Raw genomic sequence first — 12117 nt, forward strand, 5'->3', positions numbered from 1 at the left:
ACCTCGCAGTTACGTTGTCCATCACACCAGATTACTCGGAAGAATCCGGGTAATCAGCCAGCGATCTGACCAACGAACGGGTTCGCAAAGGTGAAGAACAGAGCGATACCAACACCGATCATGGTTACGGCGTCGAGCAGACCGGCAACGATGAACATCTTAACTTGCAGCATTGGAACCATTTCTGGCTGACGCGCTGCGCCTTCCAGGAACTTGCCGCCCAACAGGCCGAAACCAATTGCGGTACCCAGTGCGCCCAGGCCGATCAACAGTGCAACAGCGATAGCGGTTAGACCAACTACAGTTTCCATCTTTCCTCCCGACTTTTACGTCGTATGGTTTAGGTTTTTTAGATTAAAGCGGTAAAACAAATCGTTTCAGGTGCCCTGTGAAGAGCCCCCTCCCGTTTGACCGGGAGGGACATCAGACTAGTCGAGACTGGCCTTAATGGTTTTCTTCGTGCGCCATCGACAGGTAGACGATGGTCAGCATCATGAAGATGAACGCCTGCAGCGTGATGATCAGGATGTGGAACACAGCCCACGCCCACTGCAGAACAACGCCCAGGCCGCTCAGCCAGAGCAGGCCGCTGCCGAACATCACAGCGATCAGAATGAACACCAGCTCGCCGGCATACATGTTGCCGAACAGACGCAGAGCCAGAGAGATCGGCTTGGCAATCAGGGTCACGAATTCCAGCAGGAAGTTCACCGGGATCAGCAGGGCTTGAACGAAGATGTTCTTGCTGCCGAACGGGTGCAGGGTCAGTTCGCCGATGAAGCCGCCGATGCCCTTGACCTTGATGCTGTAGAAAATGATCAGCGCGAACACCGAGAACGCCATGCCCAGGGTCGCGTTCGGGTCGGTAGTCGACACGGCGCGGAACGGGATGTGCGCATCACCGGAGATCAGGATGGCCAGTTGAGGAATCCAGTCGACCGGTACCAGGTCGACGGCGTTCATCAGGAACACCCAGACGAAGATGGTCAGTGCCAGCGGTGCGATCACCGGGCTACGACCATGGAAGCTGTCTTTCACGCTGCCATCGACGAATTCGACCAATACTTCAACGAAGTTCTGCAAAGCACCCGGCTGACCCGACGTTGCCTTCTTCGCCGCCATGCGGAAAAGAAGAACGAAGATCAGACCCAGCGCGACCGACCAGCCGAGGGTATCGACGTGGAAAGCCCAGAAGCCCATTTCCTTGGCCTCTGCTGCGGTGTGGGCAAAGCCCCAGCCGCCGTTGGGTAGCTGACCGAAGGTCAGGTTCTGCAAGTGGTGCTGGATATAGCCCGAAGCGGTTGTTTCTGCCATGGTTGCCTCAAACGCCCTAAGGTCTCGAAAGTCTTGTTCTCATCAGCAGGGGAGCGAACCAGCTGACCGACTGCGTCAGCACGAACACGCCGAATACTGCGATCGGCGCCAGTGGCTTCACACCTGCGAACACCAGTGCAAACAGCACTGCCGTCAAAATCAGTTTGCCTGCCTCGCCGGCATAAAAAGACCGGACGATGGACTGGGCTGCTCGGGCGCCGGAAAACCGAAATGCCCTGTGAGCGAAATAAACATTGGGCAGCAAGGCTATCAGGCCTCCGCAAAGTCCCGAGTATCCGGCAACGACTCCATGCCATTGCCAGAGCGCCAACGCGGCAATCAGCAAAACGACAAATTGAGCCATCAGCACCGGAAAAACCGCCAGGCGATGGAACGGCAGGCGGTTTGGCTTGCGGGTTTCCATCACGTTTGCTCTCCAATGGTCGGCTGCCAGAATTCACTAACTTGGCATAATTTGTGCCGACAAAATGCGCGCAGAGTATAGGGGCGGTTCTGCCCCTATTCAACTGTCAGGTAGTGATTTCCGACTGCGCGCTACATGAGGAAATGTTTCAGCGGATGTGTGCGAGCACACCTTGAAGCTCATCGAGCGAGTTGTAACCAATCACCAATTGGCCCTTGCCCTTCTTCCCGTGGCGAATCTGCACCGCAGAGCCTAGGCGCTCGGCCAGCCGCTGTTCGAGGCGAGCGATGTCCGGATCGGGTTTGGCGGCTTCGACAGGCTCGGGTTTGCCACTCAACCACTGGCGAACCAGTGCCTCAGTTTGGCGCACGGTCAGCCCTCGTGCGACAACATGTCGCGCCCCTTCGACCTGCTGATTGTCCGGCAGACCGAGTAATGCACGGGCATGACCCATTTCCAGATCGCCATGAGACAGCATGGTCTTGATGACTTCAGGCAATGCAATAAGTCGCAACAGGTTAGCCACAGTCACGCGAGACTTACCCACAGCCTCGGCCACCTGCTGCTGGGTCAGCTGAAATTCCTGCTGCAGCCGTTGCAAGGCCACGGCCTCTTCGATCGGACTCAAGTCTTCGCGCTGGATGTTCTCGATCAGCGCGATGGCGATTGCGGTTTCATCAGGCACATCGCGGACCATGGCCGGGATGGTTTCCTGGCCAGCCTGTTGACTGGCGCGCCAGCGACGCTCACCGGCGATGATTTCGAAGCGGCCACCACCAATCGGACGCACCACGATCGGTTGCATCACGCCTTGGGCTTTGATCGAAGACGCCAGTTCTTCCAGCGCCTGCGGATCCATGTCCCGGCGCGGCTGGTATTTGCCGCGCTGAAGCAGGTCCAGCGGCAAATGCTGCAATTCCCGGGTATCAGCCTGCGCGGCCTGTTCTTCCAGGGCGCTGACTGTCGGACCGCTCAGCAGTGCATCCAGTCCACGTCCGAGACCTCGTTTCTTGACGGCCATGGGGATTCCTTAAGTTGGCTGGGCAGCGGCGATGCGTGAATTTTTGCGCTGACGGCGAACCATCTCGCCCGCGAGGGCCAGATAGGCCAGCGCGCCGCGCGACTGCTTGTCGTAGGCCAGTGCCGGCATGCCGTAGCTTGGCGCTTCGGCCAGACGGATGTTGCGCGGAATCACCGTGTCGTAAAGCTGCTCGCCGAAGTGTTCCTTGAGCTGCGCCGACACATCGTTCATCAGGCTCAGGCGCGGGTCGTACATGGTCCGCAACAGACCTTCGACTTTCAGGTTCGGATTCAGCAGTTCAGCGATGCGCTTGATGTTATCCACAAGGTCGCTCAAGCCTTCGAGCGCGAAATACTCGCACTGCATGGGGATAATTACCCCGTCGGAGGCGACCAGCGCGTTCAGCGTGAGCATCGACAGCGACGGCGGGCAGTCGATCAAAATGTAATCGTAGTTGTCGCGGATCGGCGCCAGCGCGCTACGCAGACGGCTTTCCTTCATCTGCATTTCCAGCAGCACCACTTCGGCCGCCGTCAGATCGCGGTTGGCCGGCAGCAGTTGATAACCGCCATGCTCGGAAAAATGCATGGCCTGGCTCAGATCGCATTCACCGATCAGCAGGTCGTAGACCGAATTTTCCAGGCCGTGTTTATCCACACCGCTACCCATGGTGGCGTTGCCCTGTGGATCGAGATCGATCAGCAGCACCCGGCGCTTGGTCGCGACCAGCGATGCTGCGAGGTTGATACAGGTGGTGGTCTTGCCCACACCACCCTTCTGGTTCGCTATCGCGAATACCTTAGCCATTCTTGCTTGTGTTCCCAATCATGCCGTGCGGCGCAGTATCAGCAGATGGCGTTGGCCTTGGCAACCGGGTACGGCCAGGGCGTGTTCGCTATCGAGTTTGAAGTCTGCCGGCAATGCTACCAGCTCATCGGCCGGATGAACGCCCTTCATTGCCAGCCAGCGTGTATCAGCATCGCCCAGGTGACGAGTCCAGTTACTGAAATTCTCCATGCTGCTGAACGCCCGGGAAATGATCCCGTTAAATGGCTGCGCAGGCTGGAACGCCTCTACACGACTGTGGATAACTTGCAGGTTATCCAGTTTGAGTTCGAGTTTGACCTGTGTCAGGAAGCGGGTTTTCTTGCCGTTGCTGTCCAGGCAGGTCACCTGCGAATCCGGAAACAGGATCGCCAACGGAATCCCCGGCATGCCGCCGCCACTGCCGACGTCGAGCCAGCGGCCGTTTTCGATGAACGACATCACGCTCAGACTATCGAGTAAGTGACGCGAGACCATTTCATCCGGATCGCGCACAGCGGTGAGGTTGTAGGCCTGGTTCCATTTAATCAACAGGGCCAGATAACCCAGCAGCAACTCATGCTGGGCTTGCGTGAGCTCGACACCGAGCGCGCGGGCTCCTGTGGATAACTCTTCGGCGTGCTGCGAAGTGACCTTAGAACTCAAGCGCTTTGCTCCAACTGACGGCCCGCGCCGCGTTTTTTCAAATGAATCATCAACAGCGAAATGGCTGCCGGGGTCACACCCGGGATCCGCGAAGCCTGGCCGAGCGTCTCGGGGCGAGTCGCGCCCAGCTTGCTCTGGATCTCCTTGGAGAGACCGGAAATATTGGTGTAATCGATATCCACAGGCAGTTTGGTGTCTTCGCTGGCGCGCAAACGGGCGATTTCATCCTGCTGACGATCAATGTAACCGGCGTACTTGGTCTTGATTTCGACCTGCTCGGCAACCTGCGGATCTTCAGCGCCGTTGCCGGTTACCTCGACCAGACCCGCGTAATCGATTTCCGGTCGGCTCAGGAGGTTGAGCAAGTTGTATTCGTGGGTCAGTGGCGTGCCGAATTTCTCGGCAATTGCATCGCCCTGTTGCGTATTGGGTCGCACCCAGGTGCTTTTCAGGCGCTGTTCTTCCAGATCAATGCTTTCGCGCTTCTTGCAGAACGCCGCCCAACGCGCGTCATCGACCAGGCCCAGCTCCCGGCCTTTTTCGGTCAGACGCAGGTCGGCGTTGTCCTCGCGCAGGATCAGGCGGTACTCGGCGCGGGAAGTGAACATGCGGTACGGCTCTTGAGTACCCAGGGTGATCAGATCGTCGACCAATACACCGATGTACGCTTCATCGCGGCGCGGGCACCAGGCTTCTTTGCCCTTGGCGCGCAGCGCCGCGTTGGCGCCAGCGAGCAAACCTTGTGCACCGGCTTCTTCGTAACCGGTAGTGCCGTTGATCTGACCGGCAAAGAACAGACCGCCAATCACCTTGGTTTCCAGACTGTACTTGAGGTCGCGAGGATCGAAGTAGTCGTACTCGATCGCATAACCCGGACGCACGATGTGCGCGTTTTCCATGCCGCGGATCGATTGCACGATCTGCAATTGCACATCGAACGGCAAGCTTGTGGATATCCCGTTCGGGTACAGCTCATGAGTGGTCAAACCTTCCGGTTCGATGAACACCTGATGGCTTTCCTTGTCGGCAAAGCGGTGGATCTTGTCTTCGATCGACGGGCAGTAACGCGGGCCGATGCCCTCGATTTCGCCGGCAGCGGAATACATCGGCGAACGATCGAGGTTCGCCGCGATGATTTCGTGGGTGCGAGCATTGGTGTGGGTAATCCAGCAGCTGACCTGGCGTGGATGCTGTTCCTTGTTGCCCATGAACGACATCACCGGGATCGGCGTATCGCCTGGCTGCTCGGTCATCACCGAGAAATCCACAGACTTGCCGTCGATACGCGGCGGGGTGCCGGTTTTCAAGCGGCCGACGCGCAGAGGCAGTTCACGCAAACGGTGCGCCAGCGCGATCGACGGCGGATCACCGGCGCGACCGCCGGAAAAATTCTGCAAACCGATGTGGATAAGTCCACCGAGGAACGTACCGGTGGTCAACACCACGGAATCGGCCAAGAAGCGCAGACCCATTTGCGTGACAACACCACGGACCTGTTCCTGCTCGACGATCAGGTCATCAGCCGCCTGTTGAAATATCCACAGGTTCGGTTGGTTTTCCAGGATTTCGCGGACAGCCGCTTTGTACAGAAGTCGGTCGGCCTGCGCACGGGTCGCCCGTACGGCCGGGCCTTTGCGGCTGTTCAACACGCGAAACTGGATACCACCCAAATCGGTAGCCATGGCCATCGCGCCGCCGAGGGCATCGATTTCCTTGACCAGATGGCTTTTGCCAATGCCACCGATGGCCGGGTTGCAACTCATGGCACCGAGGGTTTCCACGTTATGCGTCAGCAACAGGGTTTTTGCCCCCATACGTGCTGAGGCCAGTGCTGCCTCGGTACCGGCATGACCGCCGCCGATGACGATCACTTCAAAACGGGAAGGGAAATCCACCACGCACCTCGTGCCTGCTTAATAGGTCATTCAGGAAATAGTTTGAGCTCAGGTTTCTGGACCTGGTCGGCAAGTATAGGGACTTCGCCCTTTCTAAAGAACCCTTTGCACAAAATTTAACCAGCTGTGGAGAACTCGCGGTTAAAAGAATAAAAAAGAGAGAAATTTATAAAACTTTGTTTTTATGTTTATTCTTACTGACCATGGTTTCTGTGGATAGATCGCTACAGGCCATTATTTACGTGCTGTACAGAGATTCAAAACCCTGTGCTCATGTGCCAATGAGGGCATTGGATAAGCCTCGTAAGCCTGTGGATGAAAGGGTGTGTTATCCACAGAGGGGTTTATATCCAGTTTCGAAGCCCTGTTATCAACCGATCTCAGGGGCAGTTATTCACAGGGCTTAATCCACAGAAAACGTCCAAACGATGCATACAGAACGCAAAAAAAAGGCGCCACCAAGATAGCGGTGACGCCCATGCAAGCATTGGAGAGGAAATGAAAGGGCTATTGTGAGAGAACGTAACAGGGGCTAATAATAGGCATTATCATTAACTCACCACTTTCTCCCATGTCCCTACTCGCCCATACCGCTGCGATCGAGCAAATCTACGAGCAACACCATTCGTGGCTCTACGGCTGGCTCAAGGGCAGATTAAATGACGCGGGCGATGCGGCGGACGTCGCGCATGACACGTTTGTGCGGATTCTGGCGGCCCGCAATGCGGCGCATATCCGCGAGCCGAGGGAGTATCTGGCCACCATCGCGCGCGGCCTGGTGATTGACCGATATAGAAGAAGCGCCATCGAGACTGCCTATCTGCAGGCTCTGGCAACCAGACCTGAGGCCAGCGCAATCAGTGAAGAAGACCGAGCGTTGATCATCGAAACCCTGATGGCTGTGGATAAAGCCCTGGCAGGCCTCGGTGCGCGAACCCAGCGGATCTTTATGCTTTCCCAGATTGAAGGCCTGACTTATCAACAGATTGCCGTGCAACTGCAGGTTTCGCTGACAACGGTGAAGAAGCACATGATTCGCGCCCTGACAGAATGTGCCCTGATCATGGCGCAGCATTGATGGCCATCGCACCCGACCGCCAGGTTTTCGAAGCGGCCGCCAGCTGGTACGTGCAATTTCAGGCAGAGCCGCCAACGCTTGCCGAAAAAAACGCTTGGCAGTTGTGGATAGATAGCGATCCTGCGCATCTGGCGGCATGGAACCAAGTGGAACAACTGCAGCGTCACCTCGGCACCCTTCCGCAGGACTTGAAACGTCGCGCCCTGAGTACCGGACAACAACGACGCCAGGTGGTGAAGCTATTGCTGCTCGCTGCAGGAACCGGGTTCGTTGGCTGGAATGTTCAGCAACACACTTCCTTGGGGAATGTCTGGGCCGACTATAAAACCGAGGTCGGTCAGCGTCGCAACCTGCCATTGGCCGACGGCAGCCAGATTCAGCTCAATACCGACACCGCGATCGATGTGTCTTTCACTGCGACACAACGGCTGATTCGCCTGCGCTCGGGCGAGATCCTGATTCAAACCGGCAAGCTTGGCGATCAACGGCCGTTTTGTGTCGAAACCCAGGATGGTCGGATACAAGCGCTGGGCACGCGTTTTTCGGTTCATCAGTTACCGGGCGCAACCCGGGTGGGTGTGCTCGAAGATCGGGTCAGCGTTCAGCCCGCTGATGTCTCAGCGGCCGCGAGAATCTTGCAGGCAGGCGAAGGTGCAGATTTCGACCGTCGGCATATCGGACTCATTCAGCCCTTCACCTCATCACAAGTGGCATGGAGCAACGGCCAGTTGATCGTCCTCGATGCGCGGCTGGGCGATGTGATCGATGAGCTGCAACGCTATCGTCGCGGTGTCCTGCATTGCGACGCTCGTGCCAGGGATCTGCGCGTGTCCGGTACATTTCGGCTTGATTCCACCGATGCCGTGTTGGCCAATCTACAGGCTTCGTTGCCGATCAACGTGCGTTACTTCACTCGTTACTGGGTCTCGCTCAGCCACCGCGCTTGATCGACACCAGACCTTGGGAAAAATAAATCGACACCGGGGTTATCTTTTTTTGCCCTGAACCGGCCCTACAGGTAATCGCGATCAACGCGGCTCGTTGCCACCTTCAGGGCTTATCCACACATGCGTCTTCCTACGTATCGTCAGCGCTTCTCCTGCCACTATCTTGCTTACAGCCTATTGATGACCAGTGCCGCGTCTTGTCTGGTGATGCCCGCTGGCGCCTCCGCGGCGAGCAGCACTCAGCGTTATGTCATTGCCGCAGGCCCGCTGGATAAAGCCCTCAGCCAGTTCGCCTCCGCTGCGAATGTGATTTTGTCCTTCTCGCCGCAACAGACGCAGCGCTTGTCCAGTGCCGGGCTGAACGGCAGTTTCAGCATCGAACAGGGTTTTGCCCAACTGCTGCAAGGCTCCGGACTGCAAGCCGTGCCGCAGGTACCGGGCAGCTACATTCTGCAAGCGTTGCCAAGCGCTGATTCGCTGGAACTGGCCCCGACCAACATCAACGCTCAGTTGGCCAACCCGATGGACCTGGATTACGCCGCTGACGTCGGCTACAAGGCGCAGAACAGCCGGATCGGTACGAAAACCAGTACGCCGCTGTCGGAAACGCCGCGCTCTGTGTCTGTCGTCACCGCCCAGCGCATGAAAGATCAGAAATCTCAGACACTCACCGAAGTGCTTGGCTACGTACCCGGAATCTTTGCCCCGCCGTTTGCGGCAGGCGACAGTCTGGCGGGAGACCTGTTTTTCATTCGCGGTTTCAACGCCACCGATTACGGCTACGGTCTGCTGCGTGATGGACTGCGCGTACAGGGCAATCGGTATGACACCAGCACTGAGCCTTACGGACTGGAGCGGGTCGAAGTATTCCGCGGCCCGTCGTCGCTGTTGTATGGCGAAAACGCCCCCGGCGGTCTGGTCAATCTGGTCAGTAAACGCCCGACCGCTGCGCCTCAAGGCGAAGTGCAACTGGGCTATGGTTCGAACAATCGCCGGCAGATCGGCGTCGACGTGTCGGGGCCGCTCAACGACAGCGGCAACATTCTCGGGCGCGTGGTGATGCTTGGGCGCAAATCCGACACCCAGACCGATCATGTCCCGGATGACCGAATCTACATCGCTCCTTCGCTGACCCTGAACTTTGACGATTTCAACACGCTGACGCTGCTGGCCAACTACCAGAAGGATCACACCAACATGGAACTCGGCCTGCCGGCGGCCGGGACATTGCTGAGCAACCCCAACGGCCGGTTACCCAAAGACACGATGCTCGGCGATCCGGACTGGAATACCTTCGAACGGGAAACCTGGAGTACCGGTTACGAGTTCAGCCATTCCTTCAACGATGACTGGCAGTTCCGCCAGAACTCGCGCTATATGCAGTCGCGTATTACTCGGCATGAAACCTGGCCAGGCAACCTGAACAATGGCGGGTACGGCACGCGATTGAACATGACCGCATACGATCGCTTCAACAAGTCGATGGTCTATTCGCTGGATAACCAGTTGGAAGGAAAATTCCAGGTCGGGGGGCTGGAGAACACCATGCTGTTCGGCGCCAGCTACGACCGCACCTCGTTCAATCAGGACTGGAACGCCGGCATCGTCGGGCCGATCAATGTGTATAACCCGGTTTATCTGCGCGACCCGACCACGCCGATTGCGGTGCAAAACACCTTGCTCGAGCAACAGATGAAAGGCGTTTATGCACAGATCCAGAGCAAGTACGACCGTTGGCTGTTTTTGCTCGGTGGCCGGCAGGACTGGGTCGACAGTGATTTCCGCGACAAGGTGGCCACAGGCAGCAACACCAGTTCCGAGGACAAGAAGTTCACCTATCAGGGCGGGGTGATGTATCAGTTCGACAACGGCATGACGCCGTATGTCAGCTATTCCACCTCGTTCGTGCCGGTACAGCAGATTTCCAACGCCGGCACACCGCTCGATCCGATCACCAGCAGCCAATACGAAGTGGGCCTGAAGTACGAGCCGATCGGCTGGGATACCGCATTCACCGCGTCGGTGTATGACCTGCGCAAAAAAGACGACACCTACTTCGACTCGACGACGTCGAGCTATCGCCAGGTGGGCGAAAGCCGTTCCAAAGGTGTCGAGTTGGAGCTCAACAGCAATCTGACCCAAAACCTCAATGTTACGGCTGCTTACACCTACACCGATGCGCGCATCACCAAAGATGCAGCAACCTCACTGGTCAAAGGTCAGCAGATGACAGGCGTGCCGCGCAATCAGGCGTCGGTCTGGGCCAAATACCGCTTCCTTGATGGCGATCTCAAAGGCTTGTATGTGGCGGGCGGCGTGCGTTACTTCGACAGTGCGTTCGCCTACACCTCGCCGTCTCTCTACGCCAAGCTGGATGCCGGCGATGTCACGCTGGTCGATGCAGCGATCGGTTATCAGATCGATAGCCACTGGAGCGTGGATCTCAACGCGAAAAATCTTTTCGCCAAGGACTATGTATCGGGCTGCAACGATGCCGGGCGCTGCTATTGGGGCGAAGACCGCACCATGCTCGGTACAGTGTCTTACAACTGGTAAAACCAAAAAGGCCTGTGGATAAATTGTCCACAGGCCCTTTTTATTTACCAATGCAGAAGCTGGAAAAGATCCGTCCCAACAAGTCATCGGAGCTGAACGCCCCGGTGATTTCACCCAACGCATGCTGGGCCTGGCGCAAATCCTCGGCGAGCAATTCGCCGGCGCCCGCCAATGTCAGCTGGGCACGGCCGTGTTCCAATGCCGCGCTGGCATGGCGCAGGGCTTCGAGATGCCGACGTCGCGCACTGAAACTGCTTTCCGATGTTTGCTCGTAACCCATGCAGGCTTTGAGATGGTCACGCAGTAAATCCAGGCCGTCACCGGCAGATTTGGCACTCAGACTGATGGTCACATGGCCGTCTTCACTGGTTTCCAGAGCAATTGCTTCCCCGGTCAGGTCGGCTTTATTGCGAATCAGGGTGACTTTGGCCGGATCCGGCCGGGTTTCGAGGAATTCCGGCCACAGGGCAAACGGGTCCTGCGCTTCCGGTGCGGTCGCATCAACCACCAACAACACGCGATCAGCCTCACCGATCGCCTTTAATGCCCGCTCGACGCCGATCTTTTCCACATGATCATCGGTATCACGCAGACCGGCAGTGTCGACAACGTGCAGCGGCATGCCATCGATGTGGATATGTTCGCGCAGGATATCCCGGGTAGTGCCAGCAATCTCGGTGACGATGGCGGCTTCCCGACCGGCCAGTGCATTCAACAGGCTGGATTTGCCGGCATTGGGTCGACCGGCGATCACGACTGTCATGCCATCACGCAACAGTGCACCTTGTCCGGCCTCGCGCAGTACTGTGGATAACTCGTTGCGCACTTTATCGAGCATGCTCAACACATGGCCATCGGCGAGAAAGTCGATTTCCTCTTCAGGGAAATCGATAGCGGCTTCGACGTAGATGCGCAGACCGATCAGTTGCTCAGTCAGGTTATGCACACGCTGGGAAAATGCTCCCTGCAATGAACGCAGGGCATTACGTGCGGCTTGAGCAGAACTGGCTTCGATCAGATCGGCAATCGCCTCGGCCTGGGCCAGATCGAGCTTGTCGTTGAGAAACGCGCGCTCACTGAATTCCCCTGGACGCGCCAAGCGGCAACCCAGTTCCAGACAACGCTTGAGCAGCATGTCGAGAACGACCGGGCCGCCGTGTCCCTGCAGTTCCAGCACGTCTTCGCCGGTAAATGAGTTCGGCCCCGGGAAATACAGTGCCAGACCTTCGTCCAGCACCTGCTGATCATCACTGAAAAACGGCCCGTAATGGGCAAAACGTGGTTTCAGTTCGCGACCGCTGATGGCTTTCGCCGCCACGCTGGCCAACGGCCCGGAAATACGAACGATGCCCACACCGCCGCGACCTTGTGCGGTGGCGACGGCGGCGATGGTTTCACGCGGTGTGCTCATA

11 protein-coding genes are annotated in these 12117 nt (G+C 57.5%); 3 read left to right on the forward strand and 8 right to left on the reverse strand.

From position 1 onward, the window contains the following. Positions 1 to 53 precede the first annotated feature (53 nt). The 7 genes from atpE to mnmG all read right to left on the reverse strand — a co-directional run bounded on the left by atpE (position 54) and on the right by mnmG (position 6124). Complete coding sequence (gene atpE / locus ACYYKW_RS04080; RefSeq protein WP_003097235.1) at positions 54 to 311, reverse strand: F0F1 ATP synthase subunit C; 258 nt, start codon at positions 309 to 311, stop codon at positions 54 to 56. Between the two features lie 133 nt (positions 312 to 444). After that, the gene (gene atpB / locus ACYYKW_RS04085) at positions 445 to 1314 is read right to left on the reverse strand and encodes a F0F1 ATP synthase subunit A (RefSeq protein WP_016772402.1); all 870 of its coding nucleotides are present in this window, start codon (positions 1312 to 1314) and stop codon (positions 445 to 447) included. A gap of 16 nt (positions 1315 to 1330) precedes the next feature. Beyond that, on the reverse strand, positions 1331 to 1738 hold the full coding sequence (locus ACYYKW_RS04090; RefSeq protein WP_090287824.1) for a F0F1 ATP synthase subunit I: 408 nt from the start codon (positions 1736 to 1738) through the stop codon (positions 1331 to 1333). A gap of 148 nt (positions 1739 to 1886) precedes the next feature. Beyond that, a complete protein-coding gene (locus ACYYKW_RS04095) occupies positions 1887 to 2759 on the reverse strand; it encodes a ParB/RepB/Spo0J family partition protein (protein WP_090287826.1) in 873 nt (290 codons plus the stop codon). 9 nt (positions 2760 to 2768) lie between these two features. Next, a complete protein-coding gene (locus ACYYKW_RS04100) occupies positions 2769 to 3566 on the reverse strand; it encodes a ParA family protein (RefSeq protein ID WP_090287828.1) in 798 nt (265 codons plus the stop codon). A gap of 18 nt (positions 3567 to 3584) precedes the next feature. After that, entirely contained in the window at positions 3585 to 4229 is a 645-nt protein-coding gene (gene rsmG / locus ACYYKW_RS04105; RefSeq protein WP_203420126.1) for a 16S rRNA (guanine(527)-N(7))-methyltransferase RsmG, read from the reverse strand. After that, a complete protein-coding gene (mnmG, locus tag ACYYKW_RS04110; RefSeq protein WP_464989482.1) occupies positions 4226 to 6124 on the reverse strand; it encodes a tRNA uridine-5-carboxymethylaminomethyl(34) synthesis enzyme MnmG in 1899 nt (632 codons plus the stop codon). The genes rsmG and mnmG overlap by 4 nt, the downstream gene beginning before the upstream one ends. A gap of 571 nt (positions 6125 to 6695) precedes the next feature. Between mnmG and ACYYKW_RS04115 the strand changes: the two genes are divergently transcribed. The 3 genes from ACYYKW_RS04115 to ACYYKW_RS04125 all read left to right on the forward strand — a co-directional run bounded on the left by ACYYKW_RS04115 (position 6696) and on the right by ACYYKW_RS04125 (position 10705). Further along, entirely contained in the window at positions 6696 to 7202 is a 507-nt protein-coding gene (locus ACYYKW_RS04115; protein WP_093096486.1) for a sigma-70 family RNA polymerase sigma factor, read from the forward strand. Further along, positions 7202 to 8149 (forward strand): FecR domain-containing protein, encoded by a 948-nt coding sequence (locus tag ACYYKW_RS04120; RefSeq protein ID WP_464989483.1) that lies wholly within the window; start codon positions 7202 to 7204, stop codon positions 8147 to 8149. The genes ACYYKW_RS04115 and ACYYKW_RS04120 overlap by 1 nt, the downstream gene beginning before the upstream one ends. Positions 8150 to 8269: 120 nt before the next feature. Next, positions 8270 to 10705 carry a TonB-dependent siderophore receptor gene (locus ACYYKW_RS04125; protein WP_464989484.1) on the forward strand — a complete coding sequence of 812 codons (2436 nt, stop codon included), beginning with the start codon at positions 8270 to 8272 and terminating at the stop codon, positions 10703 to 10705. Between the two features lie 40 nt (positions 10706 to 10745). Here the strand turns inward: ACYYKW_RS04125 and mnmE are convergent, their stop codons facing one another. Continuing rightward, positions 10746 to 12116 (reverse strand): tRNA uridine-5-carboxymethylaminomethyl(34) synthesis GTPase MnmE, encoded by a 1371-nt coding sequence (gene mnmE, locus ACYYKW_RS04130; protein WP_336356597.1) that lies wholly within the window; start codon positions 12114 to 12116, stop codon positions 10746 to 10748. Position 12117: the final 1 nt, after the last annotated feature.

Source organism: Pseudomonas sp. 15C (assembly GCF_055484735.1).